The sequence below is a fragment of the Paraburkholderia sp. NPDC080076 genome (assembly GCF_050281145.1).
In the GTDB taxonomy this organism is placed as follows: Bacteria; Pseudomonadota; Gammaproteobacteria; order Burkholderiales; family Burkholderiaceae; genus Paraburkholderia.
The window spans coordinates 289,206-313,017 of record NZ_JBNNWQ010000005.1 but is presented as its reverse complement, the minus strand read 5'-3'; the positions used below and the strand labels follow the sequence as shown (position 1 = coordinate 313,017).

The following is a 23,812-nucleotide window of genomic DNA, read 5'->3' as shown; positions in this document are numbered from 1 at the left end:
AGCCCAGCCAACTCATCACTGACGCGGTCTCTCTGCACGGTAGCCCTTATACGAATTTGCTTGCCGGTAAGCGATCGGCGCGCGATCATATAGCGCGAAATAAAGTGGCCACTCCCGAACGGCGGCGGAATCTGCCGAAAGTACGCGGCCTGTGACCAAGAGGATACGACCGGGGCAATTGATGGCGCAATATATTGATGTTGAAATTGGACAACTGATTCTGGACAACGCGAATCCCCGCATCGGTTCACAGACGAGCCAGCAGGACGCGATCCTTGCTATCATCGCCGACCAAGGTGATAAGCTGGTCAACATGGCGAGGGATGTCGTCAAAAATGGACTAAGCCCGGCAGTGCCGTTTATCGTAACCAAACAGAAGAAAGGCAGCCACGTATACATCGCACTCGAAGGCAATCGCCGTTTGGCAGCAATCAAGTTGGTCCGCGCGCCCGAACTCGCCGTCGACACCGCCGTCCATAAAAAATTTCTAGACCTGCATCGGTCTCATCTCGACAAGATTCCGACACATGCAACCTGCGTCGAACTGCCGACCCGGACTGAGGCAAACATATGGATCCAGCGCCTCCATGATCGCGGCCTCAATGGTGCGGGAGTAGAAGGCTGGAGCAGCGAAGCTAAATCTAGATTCCAAGCCGATACCGGCGGCGGCCCACTGACACTTGAACAGCAACTGATCGACGCGGTACGCAAGCTCGATACGCTCACAGACGACGACCGTGAAGCGATCTCCGGGAAGGTGGCAGGAACCACAATTCGCCGCATTTTGGACGACAAGTCGATCCGTGAGGCTCTTGGATACGATATCGTCGACGATGAACTGGTAATTACGACCAGCGACACAAGTCGGGTGATCGCGGCTCTAGCCCACATAGTCCTCCAAGTCGCTCGAAAAGAGGTAAAAGTTGGCGCGGTCTACGATAAGGACAGTCGCAAAGAGTATTTGGAAAATCGAATTCCTGACGACCTCAAGCGCCAGCCAAGCGAAACTAACCGAAAAAAGCCTACCAACGCAATCGACGCATTACAAGGTAGTCCTACACAACCTGCAAAGCCAAAGCTTATACCGCCGAAGAAGCCCACCACATCGTTGAAGGTGAACCGAAATCGGTTGGTGCCCAACGGCGTCGCCTTGAACGTAACCAACGCCAAAGCAAAGTACCTTTTTGATTCGCTGAAAAAACTGAATGTCGAGGACCAGCCGCTATTGTTGGTGCTCGGACTACGCTCGTTTATTGAGATCAGTTGCTTCGAGTTTCAACGTCGTCGCAAGTTGGCCGGGGCGACAGGAAACATGGAGCTTCACAATCGAATTGACATCTGCGTGACTGAGCTGGAAAAGTTGGGGGTGACGGCCAACGAGCTTAAGGGGGCAAGAGTGTGTGCGAAATCGGACAAAGACCATGTCCATTCCACAGCCACAGTGAACGCGTATGTTCACAACCCGCACTTCATACCGAGGCCCAAGGATGTCACCAGCTTGTGGGACAACTTGCAGCCGTTCCTCCTGGGCCTTTGGGCGAACTGAAATAGTGGCCACCGACGAGCTGCGCTGGTAGCATTGCGGCACATCATGATTGGAGCGGGAAAATGTACGCAGTATCCCCCTTGCGCTACCCTGGCGCAAAGTGGCGCCTCAATGCTTTCGTCGAAGGGTTGCTTCGCAAAAATGACCTTTTAGATGGACATTACATTGAGCCCTTTGCTGGTGGGGCGAGTCTCGCGCTCGGACTCTTGTATCGACAAGCGGTAAATGAGATCCATTTGAATGACCTCGACCGGGCCCTGTATGCGTTCTGGCACTCGGCGGTAAATCATGCCGAGGAGTTCGCCACCCGCGTCGAACAAACAGATGTCGATGTCGAAGAATGGTATCGGCAAAAGGAGGTCCAAGCCAACAAGCCATTAGCGGATCTCTTTGATCTAGGATTCTCGACGTTCTTCCTAAATCGTACCAATCGCTCTGGGATCTTGGATGCCGGGGTAATCGGCGGCAAGGAACAGACGGGCAAATGGAAGATCAACGCTCGCTTCAATAAGGCAGAGCTCGCTCATCGAATCCGCCGTATCGGTTCTCACCGTACCCAGATTCATGTGACATGCAGTGACGCAGTTGACCTCCTTGCGCAGCTAGGACCTGACCTCGACGAAAAATCGTTTGTATATCTGGATCCGCCGTACTTCGTCAAAGGGCAGGGTCTCTATCTGAATGCATATAAGCCAGACGATCATTCAGCACTACGTGACGCCGTTCTTGAGCACCTCGACGGACCTTGGATGGTTTCATATGATGACGTGCCGGAAATTCGCAAGTTATATCGCGGGTTGCGAAAGCGCGAGCACTGCCTGAACTACAGCGCGGCGAGCCGTAGGGAAGGAAGAGAAGTACTGTTCTTCGCGCCGGATATAAAGATACCAACTCTATAGCGCCGAAATTAGCGGGGACCGTTCCGAACAAACTAGCCTGCGTACTCGGAAAAGCCCGACCGGATCCGCCGCATCGTCCCAGCTAAATAATCACTTCCTTCCGCGCCGTTTCCCTGCGCCCATCGCCTACGGTGTACTTGATGTCGACGGTCTCGATGTGAAATGCCTCGAACGCCCGTCGAAGGTCAGGATGATCATTCAGGCTTACGATGGCTCGCTTTCACAATCGGCCATACCCCGTCAGGGCGGCATCGTGAAGGTCATGCCGCCATTTGATGTTCGTAGTAAGGCCGCTCCCGATCATCAAGAATGGCATACAGCGCCGCGAGATCCTTTGGATCCGGATTGAGCCACGCGTCGACGTTCTCCGGCTTGATCGGGACAATACAGCGATCGTGACCGGCTTCCGCGACTTCTGGCGGCGGCTCGTCGGTGATCGCAGCAAATGACCATAGATCCGGTTCGCCTTGTATCGGCGTGCGTGACCACAGGCAGGCGACCAGCATTTGTTGCGGCGGTGTCGGATTGAACTGCAAAACGACCTTTTTCCCGTTTCGGCCAACGTTCTCGTAGAAATGATTGACGACCATGATGCCGTGGTTGTAACCGAATAGCTTCCCCCATACCCGTCGCAGATTGTCTCGGCGGGCGTTGTATGTTCCGGGTTTTTCCCTCTCCATCTGCTCGGTCCAGCCTGGTAGCCGGCAGCGATAACGCATTGGAACAACAACGCGGCGGCCGTCCTGAACGATCATCACTGGGGCATACCAGCCAGGATATATCCGCGAGTCAGCATCCTTCAAGGCGGTGCGCTTCAGGTCAGCCAGCCGGCGCACTGCGGCGTCGACCTTGTCGGTCGCGATCCGGCTGCTTTCCGTGGCCGCTTTTGTTGTCTTCGTTTCCAGAATTCGCTTTGCGTAGGCAAGCCGCGCGCGCTGCTTGAAAAGCTCCTGTTCAAGCTTCGTAGCACGCTGCGCGTTGTTTTCGGCAATCAACGCTTGGATGCGGCGCTCGTCATCGGTATGGGGATCCGAAAATGCTGCCTCCATCGCCATCGGGGCTTTCAGATCCCGACCGCCATGTTCCCAGTACAAATCGGCGAACTCCCGGATGCTCAGGACAGCGCCGAACATCTTGACGTACTTCTTGTAGTCCGCCTCAATCTGAGCTGAGTAGCACATGGATACCTCCTGTGGACCAGCCTATGATAATGCTGAACACGAGCTGCAAATGTTGTCTAGACGATGTATCGGGACCCTCGCCCTAGAGCCCCGATGATTCATAAACTAGAAGAGACCGGCCGGTTGCGCAGCGTCATCCCAACTGAAAATTATCACTTCCTTGCGGGCCGCTTCTCTCCCGCCGCCGCCCACCGTGTACTTGATGTCCACCGTCTCAATGTGGAAGCCATCAAAGGCCTGACGGATCGCCGGGTGATCGTTCAGGCTAATGATCGCTTTGCCTTTCAAGGCACGCAACCGGGCTGCCATGGCGACGTACTCTTCATAGGGAAACGGAACGCCGTAGCCTTCAGTTTCCCAGTACGGAGGGTCGAGATAAAACAGCGTATGGGGTCGATCGTATCGCTCCAAACACGTCTTCCAGTCCAGGTGCTCGACGAACGTGTTGGAGAGGCGCAGGTGCGCCGCTGACAGAGTTTCCTCAAGCCGCAGAAGATTCAGGCCGGGAGGCGATGTGGTTGCGGTCCCGAAGGATTGCCCCTCCACCTTAGCGCCAAAGCAGTTGTGCTGCAGGTAATAGAAGCGTGCCGCACGCTGAATATCGGTGAGGGTTTCCGGGACCGTGTCCTGCAGCCACTTGAACACCTGTCGGCTCGTGAGCGCCCATTTGAACTGGCGTACGAACTCCTCGAGGTGGTGCTGCACGACCCGATACAGATTGATCAGGTCCCCGTTGATATCGTTGATGACTTCGACCGCTGCCGGCGGTCGAAGAAAGTACAGCGCTGCTCCGCCCGCGAACACTTCGACGTAACACTCGTGTTTCGGAAAACGCGGGATGAGATGATCGGCCAGTCGACGCTTGCCGCCGATCCAGGGAACGATGGGAGTTGCCATAGTTGGAATTGCCTTTTCTTTTTTCAGTTAGAATTCGGCCCGCCTACCGGTAGGTGTCAGGGCCTTGGCTAATTCACTGGCTGGTGCAGTGGAAAGGCGACCGGGAGCATGCGCGAACATGCTTTCGGCCGCCCTGTCTTTTCCCCGCAGCGGGCGAAAAGTAACTTTGCCGGTGGATAGCGGCAAAAATTAGGGGCATGTTGCGGCCGCCAAAATACTGTATGTTTACACAGTGTTTTATCGGGAACGTTCCATGCCAATCGAATTTCAATCACCCACCCTCTCCGAACTACGGGAGATGTGGGCACAACACACGGACTGGAACATCCGCAGGCTGATCCTCGAAATCCAGCACCTGCGTGTTTTCCTGCTCGAGGCCCACGACCTGATCAAGGTCATTGATCAATGCTGGGCGGCTGAGACCGATACCCGCCTTGTCGCGATCCTGCGGCTCATGGCACTCATTGAGAATGAGCCGAAGCGATTCGGGAAAGTCACCGACCGACCGCGCCCCAAGTTGTCGCCAGCAGAGGAGCAAAAACGGCTGGAAACCTTGCGCGGTCGCCTCGAAGCAGACTTTGGGGAACGGTCTCGCAACCAGACTCTTGATCTTCGGTGAAAGTCATACTGGCCGGCGGCCGCCCCGATGTTGAAAATCGCGGTTCCGTTCGGGCTGATCCCCTGACGTTTCGGCCCATCCATGCGGATGGGCCGCTTTCTACTGGTCGATCGGATGGGTCACACAGGCTGCGAGCAACCCTGTCAATTCCGTCTCCCATTTCTCCCGTTGCAGGTGATCCCGCCAGATGCGATCTACGGCCGAACCGTTGGGCGCGGCCAGCAAATCTGCGTCGGACAGGAACACAGGCAATGACGGAACGGAATCGATACACGGCACGGGCACCTGCACCTTCGCCTCGACCGTCTCCGCGTGGACAACCGGTGAGATCGGTGCCGACGGCGTCGAGCCACAACCGGGAATAACAAGCAGCGCGCTACAGAGCGCCGCGCAAACGATCGAATGCCGCATCGCATGTCTCCGACTGGTTGGATGGATCCTGAATGCGCTTTGAGAGCGCGTCGATCTGCTGCTGGTAGGCCTGCGCCTGCGTTGCTGCCTTCGCCTTCGCGGCGGTCGCAGCGGCCCTGACCGCACTCGCCGCAGACGCGGCCTGAGCCACCGAGGCCGAGCACTCCCGGACGCCCGAGGCCGCCGCAGCGAGATCCGCCTGCGACGTCGCGAGCTGCGAGCTAAGCGTGCCGATCGACTGATCGTCCGTCTGCGCTTTCTGTTGTGCCAACGCATAGTCCGATCGGACACTGCGCAGCTCGAAGAACTGCACGGTGCACGCGATCGCAAGGACAACGGCGACGAGGCCTGCGACCACGGTCGCGATACGAGTGGTGATTTCTGTCATTGTCTTTCCCCCTGAATGCGACGAAGGCCGGCATCGACCGCCTGATCCAGCACGCGTTTGCCGCCCCAGCTCGCCAACGTAATCGCGAGCGCCGTCAGCGGCGCTGGCCACCCCCGCCACTCGCAAAAAAAGAACGCGGACAGCCCTGCGACGATCGATGCGGTGATCACACTGCCGATCTCGATCGACGCCGAACGCGCCGGCGGATCGCTGGACGCGAAACGCTGGAACGTACTGGCCGTGCCGCCGATCAACGCAAGGAACACAGCCAGCACCAGCGACGCGGCCGGAATGCCCGCCAGTCCATCGGCAAGCGCAGTCTCGGTCTGCCGCACCATTGCGTACGCCGCTGCAGCCCACAGCAGCGCGCACCCTCCCCAACCCCACTGAATCAATCGGCGCACGTTATCCCCCGTTTTGCCTGCGTTTCCCGATAACCGAGCAGCAGCCCGAACAGCGCCATGCCCACGTAAAAAACCAACTGCGCCGCGTTGATGAAATACGCGCTCGCCGCAAATATCGGCGTCACGTAGCAGGCCGCGGTCGTCGCATAGAGCCAATGCCGGTGGGTCTGCGCCCAATGGAATATGTATCTGTCCGGTAACCAGTCATTGATCGCAACGTCGGCGGCCACGACAAGGGCGAGCGCTGCGGTGCCTGTCGTGACGACATACCCCCAGAACCCATCACGCGAGAGCATCACCGACGTCGCCGAGCACGGCGCGGCAAATGCCGACACCGCGATGTAGATCGCCATGTATGCGTAGATGAGCCGGGCGAGAGCATCGTTTTTCATGCGGCGACCCTCATGTGATTCGCGCCGAGCTGGAACAGCGCGCGTTCGGCCTCGCGCCGTTTGACCAGTCCCGCCAGCACGATGCCGCCCGCCTTGTTCCAGCGGGCGAATTCGGCGATGGCGCCATCCGTATCGCCGCCATTGAGCTTGCGCAAAAGCGTTGACGTGTCGAAGTTGCCGCTGCCAATGTTGAACACGAGGTCGACGAGCGCGTCGTACTCCTCCTGATTCAAAGCAACTTTGACGTCGCGTTTGACTACAGCTTCCGCGCCGCGCACGTCGGCTCTCAACCAGTCGACGGCCATGTCGCGTGTGATCACCATCCCGGGTCTGACGTCCGGGCCTGTATGGCCCCAACCGCCCGTCCACGGCGCACCACTTAGCGACCCCAGCTCGAGAGGAATTGCCCCGCCCGCGAGCACCCGCTGCCATAGCCCCCGCGCCTGCAAGGCTTTGGCGAGCGGCGAGCCGGGGTCCGGATACGCAAACAGCACCAGCGTCTCCGCCTTCTCCGTGAGCGACATGCCCTGGTCGGAATATTTAAGGTTCTCGTTCAAACGATGCCCCCAATAAAAAAGGCCGCGCCGACATGCGGTCGGAGCGGCCATAAAAAAACCGCCCGAAGGCGGTCCACGAAACGTCTTAGAAGAATTCAGCTAGCGCGCGAAACAGAGCAGTCCAAGCAGCCCACCAGACAGAGTCGCCGCGACATCCCAAGCGGACACGTCTCCGCCCGTAAAGTGGTCAAGCAACTCCTTGGCGATGGCGGCAACGAGCACGGCTACAATCCCAACCTGCCACGAAATAAAGTGTGCGGCGCCGAAGATCAGCACGCCAGCGAGTGCGTGCAGGCACTTGTCCTGCGGCACCGTGCGCAGAATCCACTTCTCGATATCTCGCATGAAATTCCCCTGTTCAGGCGCGCAGAGCCCGCACGTTCTTGATATAGACGTCGCCGACAAATGCCGAGACGGTGAAAAACAACCTGAAACTGGACGCCTGCGGAGGAACAGTCTGGATCCGGTGATCGACTGTCATTGCCCGGTTACGCCCCGCCGCGAAGTTTGGAAGCACTGGATCCGCGTATGCATCGCCCATCTTGTACGTTGTGCCAAGATCGTTTCCGACCTGATTGCCCTGATAGTCATAGAACCGCATGAATACGCGGATATTGAGGTCGCCAGCCGTACCATTCGCAAACACATCGCAGCCAGGGCAGTAGGTTTCACCCGGCTTGCACGGAATGCTCTCGTTCGAATGAAATGTGATCGTCGAATCGGCCGCTGTGCCGTGCAGATGCAATGACTGACCAAGCGTCGGCGTCGACTGGATGTCGCGCACGTCGACATCGGTCAATCCCAGATCGCGTGACCAGTGCGTGAGCGCGTCGGCGCTCGTTCCGATCGCGTTCGCTGAAAAATTATAGTCGCGCCCGAGAGAGCGCGAACGCGTGAGCGGCACGTAATAGCCCTCCTGAATCGTGCCCTCGAGCGCGTGGATCAGCACGTTGTCACCGACGATCGGTGTGTCGGCGAGATAGGGGCGCCACAGATAGCGCAGCGAGGTACCGAACGCCGACATCCGCACGCGATTCGCCGGGTTGCCATCGATAAGCGTGCGTGGCGAAGCGATAAACGACGCGTCGACATAGTGCGTCGGCAGAATCTCATGCCCTTGCATCGTCAGCTCAATACGCTCGCCGCTCGCCGTCGCATCGAACCACAGGCGGTCGAACGCCTCCGAATGACCGCCCTTGAACAGAAAGCGCGAATAGCGCCCGAGCGCATCGATTTTGAAGGGCGTCGCGTGGTAGTCGAACGAGCAGCCGCCGAATTCGTAGCTGTAGCCGTCGCAGTTGTGATAAACAGCATTGTTCGCCGCAGCGAATACGCAGTCGTTGAATGTCATACGTTCGCCACTATTGACCACTGGCGTCGCGCTGGTTACGTACAGGTTTTCCGAGCCGTTCTGCTCGAAACGGCAGCGCTCCCACGTGATCAGATACAAGTTGATCGGGTCGTAGCGCAATGCGCCACGCCAGCCCGTCACAATCACGTTGCGGCCGCCGGTGTCGCGAATGTCGCTGGATTCGGCCGTCGTGTTACCCATCCGGAGACCCCAGCCGATTGACGTCGCCTTGCCCGGCCCCAGCACGACAATCGAGCCCGCACTGCCATCCAGGAAGGGGGCCACCGACGCCCACTTCGCATCGCCCATAGCGATGGCCGTCTGTTCGTTACGCATGACGATGCCGTCCTTGGCTGCATCAAGCGTGCGGAAGTCGAGCAGCACAACACCTTTCGATCGGACCCGGTGCCAGGGCAGCAGGTTCAGCGTATCCGAAAGCTTGTAGACGCCAGGCGGCACGTCAATCACCGGTGCGGGATAGGGACTACCCTGCGCCGTGACCAGCGCGGTAACCCGCGCGATTGCGGCCTTGAACGCTGCGGTCGAATCCGCGGCGCCGGCCGGGTCGGCGTCGTAGCTCGCGACGCTTACTGACTCATTAAGAATCTCCGCGAGCATTTGCCGCACCGCTCCATCACCGGCGGCAAGAAAGCCGATGAGCGACGCCCCGCCGTCTCCTGAGAGCACTCTGTCATCGACGGCGTGAGCGACCATTGCGACGCCCTTACCGGCGTCAGCACTCGCCAGATCCCGATCGTCGACGGCGTGCGCCACCATCCTGACGCCCTTGTCTGGATTCGCCAGATCCTCGACGGTTGCGCCCTGATGCACCCCAATGCGGCCGGCAGCCAGATCCGCTGCGATGTCAGTCGAGACGAACGCCGCAGACGACAGTGCAACGTATGCCACACCACCCGCGACGACAATATCCTTCATCGCGAGAGTCATGCCGGCGATCCAGTCTCCACGCACGTTGTAAGCCTTGAGCGTGGCCACGGCATTCGCCATCGTCGGGATCGGGCCGCCCTCGGTCTGCACGGTGGCATCCGCCTGACCGTGGATGACCTGATGCGCGAGGTCGCAGTCGACCGACAGCCGGTCAATCTTCTGAATTGTGGAAAGTGCCATACATGGGTTTCCCGGTAGAAATAAAAAAGGCCGCGCTCAGGCGGCCTCTGTGTCATGCGTCTGCTGGTCAAGCTGGTCCGCCGCCATCCCCCGGACCGCCATCACCACCGGGCGGCGAAGCAACAACCGGTGTGCCGGTCGACACGCTGCCCCACGAGTTGTAGGCATAGACGGTGTAGGTCTCTCCGTCCTGGTCGATCGTGCAGGTTCCCGTCGTGCTGTCGCATACGACGACGCCGTCCGGATCCGCGACACGATAGCCAGCGACATCCGGATAGCCCGCGACGCTCATCAACAAAGTCACTGTGGTGTCCCCGCCAGTTACGGCCACGCTCGGCGCAGGCGGAGGCTGGTTCGTGACAGTGATCGTGCCGGGATTGCCTGAACCAGCGATGTTGCCGGCGGCCACCTTCACGTCGAACGTGCCCGCGACGGCGCCGTAGAACTTCGCCTGATCAAGCGTCCAGGTAAAGTTCTGTGCCGTGATTTCCGCCCCGTATTTGACGACGCCACCCACCACAACGCTAACGTCGAAATAATCGACGTCTGGCAGCCGCTGGATTTCGATCGACAGCTGATTGCCGGCAAACGGTTCGCGCAACGTGAGCACCGGCGGCGCCGGCGGATACTTGAACTCGTCGACCGTTCCGGTCCAGGTCGCAAACGGCCCCGGCAACCCGCTCGCGCCATATGCGCGCACGCGAAACTCCCACGTCCCCAGCGCGATAGGCACGGTCAGGACATTGCCCGCCGACGTGCCGAGCTGCGCCCACGTCACGCCAGCGTCGAGGCTGCCCTGATACTCGTACAGCAACGCCCCTGCGGCCGGAGACGCGGTGATCGACACATAGCCCGGCGTGATCTTCGAGTTGGCGCTCACCTGCGCAATGATAGGCGCGTGGATCACGCCCGGCAGAAGCGACGGCGACACGGGCGCAGGCGGGCTCATGCCGGCCTCTGCCGTGTGAGGACTCTCCGCGTTGTTCACGAACGTCAGCTCAACTTGCCCGTCGCGCGGCGTCGCCTTGATCAGCCGGACGTCCTGCGCAATCCTGTCGAGCGCCGGACCAAACGAAAAACGCGTCGGCTCTTCCGAGTGACCGTCGCTAAAGTCGAAAAGCTCCGGCAACGGATCCACCAGCATTATCGACCTGCCGTCGGCATCGCCAGCCGGCTGCGCAACGCGGAGCGCGGCCGTCGGGGCGCCATTGCGCTGTGCGAAATAGACGTAATGCTGTGTGCCGGCTGTCCATTCGAGCTGCTCGCTGACGTCGACGCGCACCCCGTCAAAACCCTCGACGACACCGGAAATGCCCCACTTCGGCAAATCGTGCGAGATTCCAACCAGATCGCCGTAGAGCGGAATCAGACCGTCCAGCTCGGTCGTGATCATGATTGTCTTGCGTTGATCGCGGTTCGCATAGGCCATGTAAATGCCCTCGCGCCACGCCTGCGCACGCTTCGTTGGGCCGACCATCTGGATCCGCTTTTCGACCAAAGCCGGCGAGCCCGTCGGAACACATGCGACGTCCTGCCATGACCACGTAGTCTCATCCATGTATTCGACCGTCACGTAGTCCGGCGAATCAACGCTGAAGAACCCGTAATCCGCCTCAAATGAACCCGCCACGATGTTCTGCGGCGTGTACATTGCCGTGCGAACGGTCTTCAGCTCATCCCGCACGATGCTGATTACTCCGCCGAAGTACATCGGGATTGCCCGGCCAGCCCGGCAGATCGTAGTCAGCGCATCCCAGAACGATCCCTTCGTGTCGAACACGCCGTTGAACTCGTCACCACGCGAAGCCCACACTGCATCGAGATGTTCCAGCGCATCAATGTCCAGCCGCCTGTCAGGCAGGCCAAGACTATAGTCGGCGTTGCGGACTGCATCAGCTATCGCCCAAGCAATGCTCTTTGTCGGTTGCGGATCGCTCCATCCACTCCCCGTCCAGATCGGCAGCTTTCGTGTCGCGATCACGTGCACGTCGTGCGCCGTGCTTGAATTCAGCGAATTCGTGGCTCGCGCGCGCATCGCCAGCAAAGTCACGTTGCCGTAATATCGCTCGCTCGGCAGGTAGGCGCGCAATGCCGCCCACTGAATCCGGTTCTGGGCACGCGTGTCCGTGTTCAGATTTGTCGTGCGGCGCATGCGGACCTCGTAGCGGCCCGGTGTGACGCTGTAACGGTACGAGATCATTTGCGGCTGGGACGTCGCCATACTGAGTTCCCGCAGATCAAGCCCGATCCAGTCGCCTGCCGCTGCGCCGGCGTCGTCAATGAGCCGCGCCTGCGCCTCAAATGTCAGCGAGAGGTTCTGCAGCGAACCGTCGTCGGCCGCGTAAAAGAGCCCCGACGGTAGCGTGATGTCAAGCCCGATAAAATTCGCCGCGCTCGCTGCCGGATTGCCAACAAATGGCCCGACCCAGTCGCCGCTATCGTTTGGCGCCTGCAGTTCGATCCCGCTAACTGCATCACTCGTTACGACGTTATCGGGAAAAAGCGTGACCGCCTGGTTCGGTCCGATAACCTGATAGTCAATCTCGCTGAAATTTCCGATGTCCGTCGTACCGATCAGGACCTGCTCGATCTCGATCTCGCCTTTCGAAATGCAGAAAAGCTGATACACGTAGAGATCGTTGCCCAGATACTCCGTGTACGGTGTTGCTGCCAGGTCGGGCGTGACGTTCATCCGGCCATAGAGAACTGGAATCGCCTCAAGCAGCCTTGCGGCGTTGCCGCTAGCCGATAGCGAATAGGTCGGGCTGTTCGTGACGCCCTGCGCGACGCTGGCCGTTTTGGCTGGAACGATCGCGTTGATCAGCATCGAACCCGCAGCCATGACGGCCATCGACACGCCAGTTGAGACAACGGCGTACGACGTCGCCATACCCGCAGCTGCTGCCGCTGCTGCCGACGACGCCCCAGTGTACGCAGCCGCAGCAGCACCGCCCGTGTAGACCGAAGCAACAGCCACTGCAACTAGCAGTATGGCCTGCAGGGGATTTGATCCGCCACCGCCTTTTGGTACAGGAATGAACTGCACGATCGCCCCGTGCGGGATCGGCCTTTCCCAGTCGCTCCGTAACCAGTAATCGCTGTCCACGCAGATGATTGTGTGCTGCGTGTCGACGCCTACCCGCTCGGCCCACTCTGCAGGCGACATTGGCGAGCCGAGCTCATAGACCTGCCGGCCCTGCGCATGACAATACGGATTCACGGCGCGAACGATCGTCGCCTTATAGGAAGCTGTACCAGCTAGCACGTGGATACCCCACTTTTTTAAGTTTTGACCGCTCGGTGAAGATGACGCCCGCCCCCTCCTGCGCGTGAAGCACTCCGCCGCCGTCGAGATTGAGATACACGCCAACGTGCGGACGATCTCCACCGCGAAGCAGCACACCGCACCCGTGCACGGGCCGCGCGATGACGTTCCACGCCCCCGAGTCCATCTGTTCTCGATAGAGGTCTCGCCGCATGTCTGGCATCGCGGGCAGGTCCGGCAGTACAAGATCGAAGTGGTGAAGCTGGACCCAGCGCAGCAGTCCCCAGCAGTCGAAGCACTCGGGACCTCGAGCACCGTCCGCCCAGGGAAGGCCGATGTAGGCGTTTGCCTGTTCTGGCGTCATCGCACGAGCCCCGGAAAGACGTCCGGGCTATAGACGTCCGACGGAAAAGGACTGTTGTTGATGTCGGTGAGCGCAGCCGTCGCCGTGACCCGCGTCAAAGTTGCTTTGGCGCTCGCGACATATAGCGTTAGCGGTTCTTCGTCGTGCGGCCCTGCAGCCGGGTTAGAGGCGAGAAAACGTCGGTGCGTGCACTCGATTTTCTCGGTCTGCGTAACCGCACTTTCGAGATGGCCGATAATCTGGGCGCTTGCACCGTCGATCACGATGTCGATTTGCGGCGCCTGCCCCTCCTCCATCGACGGTAGCGCAAACTGGAACGCAACGGCGGTGAAGGTCACGCTTTGTCCCGCGTTTAGCGGTGCGTCACTCTCCAGTGTTGCGACCAGATCGTTATAGTCGGCGACCACGCGGATCGGCGCGGGATTGCCCGCATCATCGATAAACGACGAATGCCGTAATTCCAGCGTCGTCAGCACGACCTCGTCTTGCGGATTGCTGGCGTAGACTTCCGCCAGCGCCTCTGTGATTGTCGCCATCAGTTCCACCTCATCGGACCGGGTAACTGCACGTGTATGAGTTCGTGAAGCGAGTCACTCATTGCCGCAATTTCGGCCTCTGTGTACGCACGCAACACTTCATATTCATCTCGCGACGGCAACGGCAGCGCCTTCACTTCAAGCGTGGCGATCACATCGAACCAGGCACGCGAGTCGCTGATCGCTGACTTGTACGGCGGATCGTCCATGAATCGCGCCTGCACCTGATTCACGCCCATACCGTTGAGCAGACCCACTGCGAACCAGTCCGTGCCAAGATTGATTTCGTATGCCAGAAACCCTTCAAAGATCGCGTGCTGCGCGTGCGTGAAGCGCCACGTCACCGACACGTGCGAAGGGACGCTGGTGAAGCGGCGCCGCTGTCTGGCGGCACCGTTGTCCATATCGGTGCGCGCGTACGGTGTCACCGGCTGGATGCCATAACCGGTCGCACGCGGATCCGGCAGCGTGGCCGGCCACGTCGGAAGATCTGCCATCAGGTTTGCCCCACGGTTCGGTTAAGCCCGTACTGCTGCTGCATGGTGCGGGCCGTCGCACCCCGGCCTGACCGGATGCCGGAGGCAATGTGCTGGTCGACCTTTTCCAGAATAACGTCGAGCCGCATACCGCCGTTCGGCATCTTCGTCTGGTTGACCTGGGCACCGGCCGGCGCGTTGTGGATATGCAGATCGACGTTCGGTCCTGATACCGAGGCGCCCGACGAGTCGTCTCCAACATACCCACCGTTAGCGAAGCGATTGCGGCCACTGACACCATGACCGCCGTTAAGAGCCTGCAGAAACGAGCGAACGCCCGGCTGCGAGACGACGCTCTCCTTCACTACAAACTCACCACTCGAGAGCTTCGCATTGATGCTGTCGCTGGTTCCTGTGCCCGGCCCCGACACGTCGCCACCGCCTGCGAACATCAATCCGGCATTGGCGCCGAACAAGGCGCCGCTGCCCTGAATGGACGATGGCATCGTGAAGCCGTATGCCGCGCTTCCCGTTGCCGCCGTCGACGTCGGAAAGATCGAGCTAAACAGGCCGTTGACGATGCTCGAATACGCCTTGTTCGCGAAAAGCTGCGCGAACGAAGCGAGCATGCTGGATACCATCGACTGAACCGCCTGCGCGGGCGTTCTGGAACCCGTCACGATGTCCGAGAACATCCCGGAGAAAGCACTCTTGCCGGCGTCCGCGAAGTCCTGAAAGTAGTTCTGGCTATCGAGCATCGACTGCCGGATCTTGTCGCGCAACTGGTCAAGGCTGCGCAGCACACCTTCGTCGGTCGTTTGCCACGACAGCCTGTTCACCTGGTCATACAGGGACTGCAGCGACTGCACGGTGTCGGCCGAATTCGAACGCAGCTGTGAAAACGCATCGAGCAGACCGGTCACGCCCGTTTGCTGGTCGAGCGAAATACTGTTTTGTGCCTCTTTCGATTGCGTGATCACGTCGTTGTATTGAGCGATCAGCAACGTGAGCTGCCGGTTCTGGTCGAGGAATGCGGCGCCACTCAGATCGCCCGTCGTCGCCGCCTGCAGCATCGCACCGCGGTTCTTTTCATCGTAGTCGTGTGCAGCCTTTGGAGCGCTCACACCGGCCTGCGCGAGAAGCGCATCGCGCGTCTCTTCGATGGACTTCTGGTACTTGCGCTGCGCCTCAGTCTGCTGCGTCAGATAGACCGCATCCTTTGCTGCGTTATCCTGCCGGACCTTGGCGATTTTCGTATCGACCTCACCGATCTCCTGCGTGATCTTGATCCGTTCGTCGAGCGGCGCTTTCCAGTACGCATCCTGTAGCGTTTTCTTCTCCTGCTCGTAGGCCGCGATCTGCTTCTGCGCGGCATCATCGGCCGCTGTGATTTCTGCCGTGTAGAAAGTCTGGTCGGAAATCAAAGTGGCTTTGTGCAGCGCCTGCAACTGGTCGTCCGCAGCCTTGTACGCCGACTGGATCAGGTCCAGCCCGTTTCTGGTCGTCTGCAAGGCAGCGTCCAGCATGCTCTTGCGGATCCTGTTTGCTTCGGACTGCCCCGAATGATCGCTGTACTGCTTGCGCAGATAAGCCTCATCAGCGGCCTGCTGCTGCTTCGAAACCGGACTGTTCGGATTGGCCTTGTTGTACTCCGCGACCTTTTTTCGATAGTCATCCAGCGCCTGGCTGACGCGGCTAATGCCTTTTTCCTCGTCCTGCAGCTTTTTCAGGAAGTCAGACGCGGCAATGCCGGCCTGTTGTGTTTGTGCCTGCTGCGACTTCTCCGTCGCTGCATCCTGGGCACGCAAAGCATCACGATTTAGCGATTCAAGTCTCGCCTGAGCCGCCTGAAGCTGCGGTTGCAGCAGATCGGCATTCATCTGGCCGCTGGGTGCATTCAACGCGTTTTGCAACCGCTGCACCTCCGCCGTTGCGCTGGCGATCTGCTCGGCAGCCGTCTCCGCGCGACCGATAGATTTCATCCATTCCCATGCGCCACTGACGGCATTGCCAACTTTTCGCCACGCGGTTTCCAGCAACCCCAGATTCTTGAGCGATTCGTTGCGCAGCTGGTCGTCGAGCGCTTTCGCGACAACCAGCATTGCACCCTGCTTGTCGCCCGCGTCTTCGAGCTGCCGGATGTAATCGTATTGCGCCGTCGTGATGAAGTGCATGCTCTGGTTATGCTGCTCGGCCCACTTCGCGACGCCCTCGGGCATTCTGGCGTAATCCTTCGCGATGTCGTCGAGCTTCTCACCGGTCAGGTCGTGCATGCGCACAACGTCTTCACCAAGCACTTCGAGCGACTGTCCCGTGATCTGACCCGTGGAAACCAACGCCTGAAGGCCGGCGCGTGCGGTCCCGAAACCGTCTCCGGTGCCGGCAGAAATCTGCTGCGCAAGCGTTGCGAAACTGCTCGCCGTCAACCCCGCATAGTTGCCCGTGACCTGCAGCGACTTGTTTAGCGTCTCCGCCTCTTCGTGGCCCTTGTACGCCGCTACCGCGAACAGGCCAAGCCCCGCGACCACAGCCCCCACTGCGAGCCCGACCGGACTCAGAATGAACCTGAATGCGTCGATCTGTTCGCCGAACACCATCAGCGAGCCGCCGAAGTTCTTGAAATTGCCGGTTGCGAGCTCGTGCGCCATGACGAGCAACTCCCGCCGCGCGCCGGCCGTATGCGCGCCAATCTTGTCCATGCCGGCGGCGCCATCGTTGCCCGCCTTCCCGACGGTCGAGCCCATCGCCTGCGCATCTGACCTGATGCTACGAGCACCCGCCTGATAGGAAGACGGGTCCATCGTGATCTGCACGACCAGCTGGCCGAGCGACCCACTTGTTCCAGCCATATCGATCCGCCATAAAAAAAGCCCCTGAACGAGGGGCGTCTGCAGACAGGGCTATTCAGGCAGCAACGCATCGAGTGCGGCTTCTTCCATCACCCTGAGTTTCTGAAATATCGCGGCGCGGCGCTTCGGTTTGATACCCATCATCCGAAAGACGGGGTCGATTGCCGCATAGTCGAGACCGGTATGAATGAGGCGGGCTCTGCTCATCGTTGAGATAGCGACCGTACGCCATTGTGTCGAGAGCGCAAGAAACACCTGGACGGCCCGCCAGTTCTCCGGATAGACCTCGAAGTCGTTTTCAGCTTGATGCTCGCGCGCTCTTTCTACATCCTCCGGACGTGCACCGAAAGCCGCGAGCGCTGCAGCGACGCCGGCATCGACCCGACTGTCATCGACCGCAACTCCCGCCCACCGCCGCGCCGCGTCAATCAGTTTTTTCGTGCTGCGCCCGACGTATTCAGCAGGAACGCATCCCACAGAGCCACGATCGCGTGGGGAATCTGCAGCAGCGCGTCACGGTACTGCGCGGTAAATGGCAGGTCCGCGCCATCCTCGCCCTTCAATCCGGACCAGCCGACCAGCACATCCGCCAGCGCCACATAGGCCAGCTGACCCGACTTCATGAGCGTTTCCGCCTCATCACGCTTGAGCCGTTTGAACTCAGCAGTGAATTCGTGCGTTTCGAGCGAACCATCGTCAGCAATGCCGGGTTCGACGACCCTGACCAGTGTCGTGAATGTTGGATTTTTTGCGAGAACGTATGGCATTCGGTTCCTCAAATGAAAACGGGCCGCACATGGCGGCCCGCGTCGTTGAATAGCAAAGTTACTTTACGGTGATGATGAGCTCGTCATTGCCTGCGTCCGGCGTGACCGTGAGCGTCGCATCGAGCATGACCTTGTTGTCCTGATCCGTGTACGACGGGTCGGTCAGTTGCACCTTGGGTGCATCGAGTTGGACGATGTTGCCGGCACCGACACCGTGCGTGATCGTCAGCGCACCGAGCAGCGCGTCCCTGGCGGAGGTCCACCAGTCCTTGTCCGCGACCGAGCCGAGCTGCATGGTGATCTTGCCCGTCGGCTTCCGGTCTGTGACTTCCGCCCGCTCGTAACCGATCAGTTGCGACCAGTTCAGCGTATTGGCGATGTCGAGCGACAACGCCTGCAGCGGGCCACTGTACGCATGCATCTGCCACGTCGTGAACTGCGTGCTCGCGATCTTCGGCACCAGGAATTTCGAGAAGTCCGTGCCGGCCGGGATCGGCGAGTCGGTCACCGGGTTATAGACGCCCATGAAGTGGAATTTCAGCTTCGGGATCTGCTTGACCGTAAAGTCCCACGACACGGTGCCGTATGCATCGGTGAGCTTATGCAGGAGACCGTCGAGGTAGTAATACAGCGTCAACGGCGTGGTCGGCTGCACACTGACCGGCGCATAGACAACGCTGGTGTCTGCCGTGATCGTTTCGGAGAAATAGCATGGAACCAGCAGCCGCCCCCATGCCGGCGGCGTACCCGCGACGCCCGAGGCGGCCACTTCGATCTCGAAGTCGAGCTCGGCGTGACAGCCGGCCGTGAGCTGCTGGTCGTTGCCGAAGAACGGGCGGATCGTGTCGCGCGATACATAGTCGGCCGCGACCGGCTTGGCGCTGATGTTGCTCACCAGCATCGCGTCGTCGGCAGATGTCGGTACGGCCGGCGTGCCGATTGCGACCTGCAATGCCGCCAGCACGACGGAATTCTTCATTGATTTGGACCCGGCCATATCAACTCCTCTAGATTGGTAGGTGACGCGGCGACCGCGATGTCAGGCGATCAGGCTGTCGGTGTTCGTTTGATACAGAATCGTGTAGTGCAACGTCACGACACCGACGCCGCCCTCAATCTCCGCAGTCTCCGGTTCGTCGGTCGTTTCCTCATTGACGCCGACCACACCGTCAGCGTCGAAATGCATAAGGATCGGATGAGCAAACTCGAACAGTTCGTCGGCGGCCCGGTCCGGAGCTGGGTCGCGAACGACCGCTGTCAGCATCAGGGCACACGATCGGGTCGTCCGACCGATATTCGAGTCGGCAACCACATCGCGCCCACGATGCACAACAAGCGCCGGAGACTCTCCGCTGTCGATTGCCTCCGCTATCGACCGTTTGAGTGTCGTGCCGAGCGCCTGCAGACCGGGGTCTGCCTCGAGCAAATTCATCAGGGCAGCGACATAGGATTCGCGGCGCGTGGTCATTTCAACGCCTCCAGATCGGCCACGCTGAAGAAGCCGTCGTCTTTACGACGCGGCGGTCGTCGCACGCGGTAACGAACCGATCCGATCGTGAGCGTCGAATCACGGCGCAGGTCCGGCAGGTCAGCACTCTGGTACTCGATCTGATAGTCAGTCACCGTGACCTGACCGTCGAACTGCAGTTCGTCCGGCGACATGAATCCAACCTGGACGTCTCGCGTCGAGCCATCGCCCAACGCGAGCGTCGCGGTCTTCAGCATGCCAGCGGCTGCGAACGCACCCCAGAACACGCCCGGATCAAAATCGCCTACAGCCACAGTCGCACGCGCGCGGTTGCATCGGCTGCAGCCTTCGGCGCGGCGAAGTGACCGACCGGATCGTTGTCCGCTGCCGTCGCTGTGACAACGCCGGTTGCCGGATCCAGATACGCGCGGTCGCCAACGACCGCAGCACCATTGGTCGCGCTCGGGAACTCGTACACACCGCCGGTGTTGTACTCACCCTCTACGTTGGCAGCATAGGCGCCCGAAGCGACGGCCGGCAGCTTGCCATTGCCGAGCAGCACCAGCTGGCCGGAGGTGACCGCAGCCGCCAGCGTGGCCGTGAGTGTGCGGCCCTTCTGAATGAAGTTATTCATAGATCAGTTCCTTCTGAAGTTGAAATAGACTGAACTGCACTGGCACGAGGCCGGCGCACGTGCGGGGTTACTGGCCCGGATTCCTGAACAGGCCGCGATAGTCGATTGCCTTCGCAGCGAAATCGAGCCGCGCCTTGACCTTCAGGCCGTCGACGTCGAAATCCAGGTCCTGCTCCGTGTACAAGCCCTGCTCGCCTTCGAGGTAGCAGAATTCGACCGTGTCGATCGCGGACGGATCGGCGGCCAGATACCAGCTCGACGCGCTGACCGCATCCAGACGAGGCTCGACGATCGGCGTGAGCGTGTTGAAGAACGGGTTTTGCTGCGTGGCTTGATTCGGCGTGTACTGATTGCTGGTGTACTGACCCGCGATCGTTTCGAGCGCAGCCGGCACAAGCAGGAACTTCGGCGCAGTATTGAGCGGTGTACCGTCGCCCGGCGCTTTCTGCACGCGCATCGCTGTACGGCCCGCCGTCAGCGTGTCGATCGAGATCGCACCGCCCGCGCCGAGGTTCGCATGCTGGGCATGAAACAGCGTCTTGCCGTCCGACATCGCGGGGTTGGCGGTCAGGCAGCCGTAGACGACATCGGATTCGAGGTTTGCAGCAGCGCGGCCGAAATAAAGCGGCACGCGTTGCAGCGCAGAAAGATCGTCGTTGATGATCATCTGGCGCGTGAAGTTGATGATCTTGCCGTACGAGCCGAGCTGGATCACTTCGCCGCTATCGGTCAGCTTGCCGTACTTGTATTCACCGGTCTCGTTGATCTTTTCCAGCTTCAGGGCGCCGTCGACCTGCACGCGCGTTGCCGGACGGAAGTCAGTCAATGAGCCCTGCCGTGCCCAGCTCGTGAAGGACCGCGGCGCCGCCGAATAGGCGTCGCGCAGCGTCCGGTTGATCACGTTGCCGAAGACGATCGGCAGATCCGACGTCGAGGTGTATCCCGCGCGGCCCGTCATGCCGAGTGCCATGCCAGCCAGCTGACGAAGGTCCATGCCACGCGTGTCGACGCCAGCCGCTTCCAGCGCTTCGCGGCACATTTCCCGCAGCGTCATGCCGCGATACTGGCGGGCCGCATCGTTCAGCTCATGACGCGGGTTCACGCGATGCATCACCGCATCGGTCATCGCCGCGCGGCGAACATCGGTCTCGTCGGTCACGGTGACGATGTTGGCGGCACCACGCTGGGGATTAGCCGCCGAACGTTCGGCCTGCAGGCGCAGGATTTCTTCGCGCGCGGCTTCAACGGTCACGCCACGTTCAATAAAGCCCTCGAGCAGCTGGTCCTGGTTGTCCAGCACGCTCGCACGCACTGCCGTGCGCAGATCCATCATGCGCTGACGTTCGGCTTGCGCGCCCGCAGTGCGGGCGGCTTCGTTCTGGGCCGCTGCGTCATCGCTTCGTGCCGCCGCAGTGGTTTGCGAACCGGACGGTTGTGCGGGGGTTTGAGGTTGGTTTTCACCGGGCATCACAGCTCCTTGGTTAAGTTGCGAGGCGTCGGCCCCGTCAGATGAAGTCCCTGCGCTTCGATCGATGAATTCACAGGGGAAAAAACGTTGTTGTTCGGATGCGCCGCCCGCGCTGCGCACGGTTGCATTCGGATCGGCCGGAATGGAGACCAGCGAAATTTCATACGGCTCCCAGTCGATCGCCCGATAGATCCACTGGTCGTTGCTTTCCTGACCCGGCGGGATCATGTCGATCCGATAGGTCCGGTAACCGAAAGAGACGTTGCGAAGGATCCCGTCCTGCACGTCCTGGAAATAAGGCTGCACGGCATCGCGTGCCGAAAAGCGCAGCGTCGCCTGACCGGTACTGTTCCCGCCGTCCAATGAGGCGCTCGAAACAACACCAAGCACCGAATCAAGACCGCCCCAGCGATCGTGATCGTTGAGCACCGGGGCATTTCCGGATTGCAGCCGGTCCATCCGGACCGCACCCGGATCGGTGCTGAGCTCTTCGAGATAGGTTCGATCGCGCATCCAGTCGTAGCGCTGTACCTGGGCACCGGCAGTCCAGGTGACATCCACCGTGCGATTCTGTGCATCGACCGACGAGACCGGCTGGAGCCGTGTCTGCAGGGGCATCGTCGAGGCAGACGCGCCGACTCCGCCTCGACGACCATTAACGGGTTCGGGCATGGTTCACTCCAATAGAAAACGCCCGCATTGCGCGGGCGTTGTAGAGGGTTCAAAGTTGCTTTGCAGGGAACTACTGCGGCACAGTCGACAGGATCTGCTCCAGCCGGTCGAGGACGTCATGCGCCGATTTCGCGTCAAGCGAACGCCCCGAAACGGGCACCTCGATTGCGAGCGTGTCTGCTTCGATTTCTGCATCGACCACGTCCGGGTCATCGCCAAGATCGCGGATGCTTTGATGGCGGCTCTTCAATCGGGCGTCGATCAGCGCGATGATCCCGTTGGCTTCACGCAGCGGATCGATGAACTCAATGCGCTGCGGCGACCACGACACGTCTGCCACGGCAAGTTTCGTCTTGCCGGCAAGGTATGCGGTCGCAACAAAACGCCGCGCAATGACCTCGCAGAACATCGGAATGAAGATCAGCCACAGTTCCTGCTCGAGCATCCGCTTGTATTCCATCTTGCCCATACGGCCGCTCGTGAAGTTCACCTGCGAGTAGTCGCCTGTCAGTTGCTCGTAGGTGGTGTCAGTACCGGCGGCGATCGCGCGCAGATCGACACGCACGTTGCTCTCGTATTCGGCGCTCGTCGCCGGTGCGGAAAATGTGACAGTCTCCCCTTGCCGCAGGTACTCAACCATGCCAGGTGACAGACCCTCAACCCGGCGAGCGTCGGTCTGTGCTGTTGCAGTGGTGCGCCCGACCTGAAACCCTTCGTCGCTCGTCGTGACGAACGCCGCGAAGCAGGCCTCGATCTTCTTACGCACCAGCTCCGCGTCCTGATACTCGTCAAGATCCCGTGCCTTCCAGATAGCCGAGGCGAGCCACGGAAATCCACGCACCGAGTTCGGCCGATCGATGGCGTCAAAGAGGTGGATGATTTCCGACGCCGGCACAAAGCGGCTCAGCATGTTGCGAGGCACTGTTGCGATTTCACCAGGATGCTGGTCAAAGAGCCAGTACCCGGTTCGCTGGCCGATCACATTGAACTGCACGCCGGCCACCACAAAGCCACCATCGACCAGCCCGACTTTGAGCGTATCGAGATAGTCGATCTCGAGAACCTGCAGTTGCAGGGGCACCTCCATGCCGTCCTGCGGAAGACGCGTGCGGAACCGCAACAGCACTTCACCCGACTCCTTGAGAGCCTTGTATGCCTGTGCCTGCTGTCCGTTGAAGTCCAGCAACCCTGCGGCGTCACTCACCTTGATCCAGCGTTTCCAGAGCTTCTGCAGAGCCTTGTCGGAAAATTTGGCCTGCACGCCGGTTCCGATCGCGTTCGCGACCATGATCCTGAGCGCTCGTCGGATATGCGGGTTGTTTCGCACAAGGTCGCGTGCGCGATTGCGCAGTACGCCGAGGGCGGGCATGACTTCCGCCGTCGCACTCGCGCCGGATGCACGCCACCCCGCCGCACGCGGACCGCGCTTGGCCCCATCGAAGCCGCGCGCTGCATTGATGGATACGCGTGCACGCATCCTCCGCGCGGCAAGTCCCGGCGCCACGTACTCGATAGCCCTGTCGAGAATGTTTGTTTTCAT

At 60.2% G+C, this 23,812-nt stretch carries 25 protein-coding genes and 1 pseudogene; 3 read left to right on the top strand and 23 right to left on the bottom strand.

All coding sequences use genetic code 11. The features are described from left to right. The first annotated feature begins 181 nt into the window (after positions 1–181). Together ACQKRQ_RS22995 and ACQKRQ_RS22990 are read left to right on the top strand one after the other, a co-directional pair. A complete protein-coding gene (locus ACQKRQ_RS22995) occupies positions 182–1,546 on the top strand; it encodes a hypothetical protein (protein ID WP_427479613.1) in 1,365 nt (454 codons plus the stop codon). Positions 1,547–1,608: 62 nt separating this feature from the next. Beyond that, on the top strand, positions 1,609–2,445 hold the full coding sequence (locus ACQKRQ_RS22990; protein ID WP_427479611.1) for a DNA adenine methylase: 837 nt from the start codon (positions 1,609–1,611) through the stop codon (positions 2,443–2,445). Here ACQKRQ_RS22990 and ACQKRQ_RS22985 read toward each other — a convergent pair. The 3 genes and pseudogenes from ACQKRQ_RS22985 to ACQKRQ_RS22975 all read right to left on the bottom strand — a co-directional run. Further along, positions 2,440–2,662, bottom strand: a pseudogene (locus ACQKRQ_RS22985) (hypothetical protein); the annotation flags it as partial. The gene ACQKRQ_RS22990 and the pseudogene ACQKRQ_RS22985 overlap by 6 nt on opposite strands. Positions 2,663–2,705: 43 nt before the next feature. After that, entirely contained in the window at positions 2,706–3,626 is a 921-nt protein-coding gene (locus ACQKRQ_RS22980) for an SOS response-associated peptidase family protein (protein ID WP_427479609.1), read from the bottom strand. A 105-nt stretch (positions 3,627–3,731) separates the two neighbouring features. Beyond that, positions 3,732–4,523: a DNA adenine methylase gene (locus ACQKRQ_RS22975; RefSeq protein ID WP_427479607.1), complete on the bottom strand. Its 792-nt coding sequence runs from the start codon at positions 4,521–4,523 to the stop codon at positions 3,732–3,734. A 253-nt stretch (positions 4,524–4,776) separates the two neighbouring features. Here ACQKRQ_RS22975 and ACQKRQ_RS22970 point away from each other — a divergent pair, with 253 nt between their 5' ends. Beyond that, entirely contained in the window at positions 4,777–5,142 is a 366-nt protein-coding gene (locus tag ACQKRQ_RS22970; RefSeq protein WP_427479606.1) for a hypothetical protein, read from the top strand. A 99-nt stretch (positions 5,143–5,241) separates the two neighbouring features. On the opposite strand, the gene ACQKRQ_RS22965 is transcribed toward ACQKRQ_RS22970, so the two are convergent. The 20 genes from ACQKRQ_RS22965 to ACQKRQ_RS22870 form a co-directional block, all read right to left on the bottom strand. Next, positions 5,242–5,553, bottom strand: a complete 312-nt coding sequence (locus ACQKRQ_RS22965; protein WP_427479604.1) for a hypothetical protein — start codon at positions 5,551–5,553, stop codon at positions 5,242–5,244. Continuing rightward, positions 5,519–5,941 (bottom strand): hypothetical protein, encoded by a 423-nt coding sequence (locus tag ACQKRQ_RS22960; protein ID WP_427479602.1) that lies wholly within the window; start codon positions 5,939–5,941, stop codon positions 5,519–5,521. The genes ACQKRQ_RS22965 and ACQKRQ_RS22960 overlap by 35 nt, the downstream gene beginning before the upstream one ends. Then, on the bottom strand, positions 5,938–6,345 hold the full coding sequence (locus ACQKRQ_RS22955; protein ID WP_427479600.1) for a phage holin family protein: 408 nt from the start codon (positions 6,343–6,345) through the stop codon (positions 5,938–5,940). The genes ACQKRQ_RS22960 and ACQKRQ_RS22955 overlap by 4 nt, the downstream gene beginning before the upstream one ends. Next, positions 6,333–6,698, bottom strand: coding sequence for a hypothetical protein (locus tag ACQKRQ_RS22950; protein ID WP_427479598.1), 366 nt, complete (start codon positions 6,696–6,698; stop codon positions 6,333–6,335). The genes ACQKRQ_RS22955 and ACQKRQ_RS22950 overlap by 13 nt, the downstream gene beginning before the upstream one ends. Positions 6,699–6,733: 35 nt before the next feature. After that, a complete protein-coding gene (locus tag ACQKRQ_RS22945; RefSeq protein ID WP_427479596.1) occupies positions 6,734–7,294 on the bottom strand; it encodes a lysozyme in 561 nt (186 codons plus the stop codon). Between the two features lie 99 nt (positions 7,295–7,393). Continuing rightward, positions 7,394–7,639 (bottom strand): hypothetical protein, encoded by a 246-nt coding sequence (locus ACQKRQ_RS22940; RefSeq protein ID WP_427479595.1) that lies wholly within the window; start codon positions 7,637–7,639, stop codon positions 7,394–7,396. A gap of 13 nt (positions 7,640–7,652) precedes the next feature. Beyond that, positions 7,653–9,773 (bottom strand): hypothetical protein, encoded by a 2,121-nt coding sequence (locus ACQKRQ_RS22935; protein ID WP_427479593.1) that lies wholly within the window; start codon positions 9,771–9,773, stop codon positions 7,653–7,655. A 67-nt stretch (positions 9,774–9,840) separates the two neighbouring features. After that, positions 9,841–12,465 carry a host specificity factor TipJ family phage tail protein gene (locus ACQKRQ_RS22930; protein WP_427479813.1) on the bottom strand — a complete coding sequence of 875 codons (2,625 nt, stop codon included), beginning with the start codon at positions 12,463–12,465 and terminating at the stop codon, positions 9,841–9,843. Positions 12,466–13,012: 547 nt separating this feature from the next. Further along, positions 13,013–13,402 carry an NlpC/P60 family protein gene (locus tag ACQKRQ_RS22925; RefSeq protein WP_408177941.1) on the bottom strand — a complete coding sequence of 130 codons (390 nt, stop codon included), beginning with the start codon at positions 13,400–13,402 and terminating at the stop codon, positions 13,013–13,015. Continuing rightward, the gene (locus ACQKRQ_RS22920; RefSeq protein ID WP_427479591.1) at positions 13,399–13,938 is read right to left on the bottom strand and encodes a DUF1833 family protein; all 540 of its coding nucleotides are present in this window, start codon (positions 13,936–13,938) and stop codon (positions 13,399–13,401) included. Before ACQKRQ_RS22920 ends, ACQKRQ_RS22925 begins: the two co-directional genes overlap by 4 nt. Next, complete coding sequence (locus ACQKRQ_RS22915) at positions 13,938–14,435, bottom strand: hypothetical protein (RefSeq protein WP_427479589.1); 498 nt, start codon at positions 14,433–14,435, stop codon at positions 13,938–13,940. Before ACQKRQ_RS22915 ends, ACQKRQ_RS22920 begins: the two co-directional genes overlap by 1 nt. Continuing rightward, a complete protein-coding gene (locus tag ACQKRQ_RS22910) occupies positions 14,435–17,263 on the bottom strand; it encodes a phage tail length tape measure family protein (RefSeq protein ID WP_427479587.1) in 2,829 nt (942 codons plus the stop codon). Before ACQKRQ_RS22910 ends, ACQKRQ_RS22915 begins: the two co-directional genes overlap by 1 nt. 51 nt (positions 17,264–17,314) lie before the next feature. Further along, on the bottom strand, positions 17,315–17,740 hold the full coding sequence (locus tag ACQKRQ_RS22905) for a DUF1799 domain-containing protein (RefSeq protein WP_427479585.1): 426 nt from the start codon (positions 17,738–17,740) through the stop codon (positions 17,315–17,317). Next, a complete protein-coding gene (locus ACQKRQ_RS22900; protein ID WP_408177937.1) occupies positions 17,692–18,030 on the bottom strand; it encodes a hypothetical protein in 339 nt (112 codons plus the stop codon). The genes ACQKRQ_RS22905 and ACQKRQ_RS22900 overlap by 49 nt, the downstream gene beginning before the upstream one ends. Positions 18,031–18,088: 58 nt before the next feature. Further along, positions 18,089–19,027, bottom strand: a complete 939-nt coding sequence (locus tag ACQKRQ_RS22895; RefSeq protein WP_427479582.1) for a phage tail tube protein — start codon at positions 19,025–19,027, stop codon at positions 18,089–18,091. Between the two features lie 42 nt (positions 19,028–19,069). Continuing rightward, positions 19,070–19,498 carry a hypothetical protein gene (locus ACQKRQ_RS22890; RefSeq protein WP_427479581.1) on the bottom strand — a complete coding sequence of 143 codons (429 nt, stop codon included), beginning with the start codon at positions 19,496–19,498 and terminating at the stop codon, positions 19,070–19,072. Beyond that, positions 19,495–19,785 (bottom strand): head-tail joining protein, encoded by a 291-nt coding sequence (locus tag ACQKRQ_RS22885; RefSeq protein WP_427479812.1) that lies wholly within the window; start codon positions 19,783–19,785, stop codon positions 19,495–19,497. Before ACQKRQ_RS22885 ends, ACQKRQ_RS22890 begins: the two co-directional genes overlap by 4 nt. 17 nt (positions 19,786–19,802) lie before the next feature. After that, positions 19,803–20,132: a DUF2190 family protein gene (locus ACQKRQ_RS22880; protein WP_427479579.1), complete on the bottom strand. Its 330-nt coding sequence runs from the start codon at positions 20,130–20,132 to the stop codon at positions 19,803–19,805. Positions 20,133–20,199: 67 nt separating this feature from the next. Then, positions 20,200–22,272, bottom strand: a complete 2,073-nt coding sequence (locus tag ACQKRQ_RS22875; protein WP_427479577.1) for a prohead protease/major capsid protein fusion protein — start codon at positions 22,270–22,272, stop codon at positions 20,200–20,202. Positions 22,273–22,342: 70 nt separating this feature from the next. Beyond that, positions 22,343–23,812, bottom strand: a complete 1,470-nt coding sequence (locus ACQKRQ_RS22870; protein ID WP_427479575.1) for a phage portal protein — start codon at positions 23,810–23,812, stop codon at positions 22,343–22,345.

Coding starts and splice junctions, on each gene's coding strand:
- ACQKRQ_RS22995 (WP_427479613.1), top strand. CDS start 182: ATGGCGCAATATATTGATGTTGAAATTGGACAACTGATTCTGGACAAC.
- ACQKRQ_RS22990 (WP_427479611.1), top strand. CDS start 1,609: ATGTACGCAGTATCCCCCTTGCGCTACCCTGGCGCAAAGTGGCGCCTC.
- ACQKRQ_RS22980 (WP_427479609.1), bottom strand. CDS start 3,626: ATGTGCTACTCAGCTCAGATTGAGGCGGACTACAAGAAGTACGTCAAG.
- ACQKRQ_RS22975 (WP_427479607.1), bottom strand. CDS start 4,523: ATGGCAACTCCCATCGTTCCCTGGATCGGCGGCAAGCGTCGACTGGCC.
- ACQKRQ_RS22970 (WP_427479606.1), top strand. CDS start 4,777: ATGCCAATCGAATTTCAATCACCCACCCTCTCCGAACTACGGGAGATG.
- ACQKRQ_RS22965 (WP_427479604.1), bottom strand. CDS start 5,553: ATGCGGCATTCGATCGTTTGCGCGGCGCTCTGTAGCGCGCTGCTTGTT.
- ACQKRQ_RS22960 (WP_427479602.1), bottom strand. CDS start 5,941: ATGACAGAAATCACCACTCGTATCGCGACCGTGGTCGCAGGCCTCGTC.
- ACQKRQ_RS22950 (WP_427479598.1), bottom strand. CDS start 6,698: ATGGCGATCTACATCGCGGTGTCGGCATTTGCCGCGCCGTGCTCGGCG.
- ACQKRQ_RS22940 (WP_427479595.1), bottom strand. CDS start 7,639: ATGCGAGATATCGAGAAGTGGATTCTGCGCACGGTGCCGCAGGACAAG.
- ACQKRQ_RS22935 (WP_427479593.1), bottom strand. CDS start 9,773: ATGGCACTTTCCACAATTCAGAAGATTGACCGGCTGTCGGTCGACTGC.
- ACQKRQ_RS22930 (WP_427479813.1), bottom strand. CDS start 12,465: ATGAACGTCACGCCCGACCTGGCAGCAACACCGTACACGGAGTATCTG.
- ACQKRQ_RS22925 (WP_408177941.1), bottom strand. CDS start 13,402: ATGACGCCAGAACAGGCAAACGCCTACATCGGCCTTCCCTGGGCGGAC.
- ACQKRQ_RS22920 (WP_427479591.1), bottom strand. CDS start 13,938: ATGGCGACAATCACAGAGGCGCTGGCGGAAGTCTACGCCAGCAATCCG.
- ACQKRQ_RS22915 (WP_427479589.1), bottom strand. CDS start 14,435: ATGGCAGATCTTCCGACGTGGCCGGCCACGCTGCCGGATCCGCGTGCG.
- ACQKRQ_RS22910 (WP_427479587.1), bottom strand. CDS start 17,263: ATGGCTGGAACAAGTGGGTCGCTCGGCCAGCTGGTCGTGCAGATCACG.
- ACQKRQ_RS22900 (WP_408177937.1), bottom strand. CDS start 18,030: ATGCCATACGTTCTCGCAAAAAATCCAACATTCACGACACTGGTCAGG.
- ACQKRQ_RS22895 (WP_427479582.1), bottom strand. CDS start 19,027: ATGGCCGGGTCCAAATCAATGAAGAATTCCGTCGTGCTGGCGGCATTG.
- ACQKRQ_RS22890 (WP_427479581.1), bottom strand. CDS start 19,498: ATGACCACGCGCCGCGAATCCTATGTCGCTGCCCTGATGAATTTGCTC.
- ACQKRQ_RS22880 (WP_427479579.1), bottom strand. CDS start 20,132: ATGAATAACTTCATTCAGAAGGGCCGCACACTCACGGCCACGCTGGCG.
- ACQKRQ_RS22875 (WP_427479577.1), bottom strand. CDS start 22,272: ATGCCCGAACCCGTTAATGGTCGTCGAGGCGGAGTCGGCGCGTCTGCC.
- ACQKRQ_RS22870 (WP_427479575.1), bottom strand. CDS start 23,812: ATGAAAACAAACATTCTCGACAGGGCTATCGAGTACGTGGCGCCGGGA.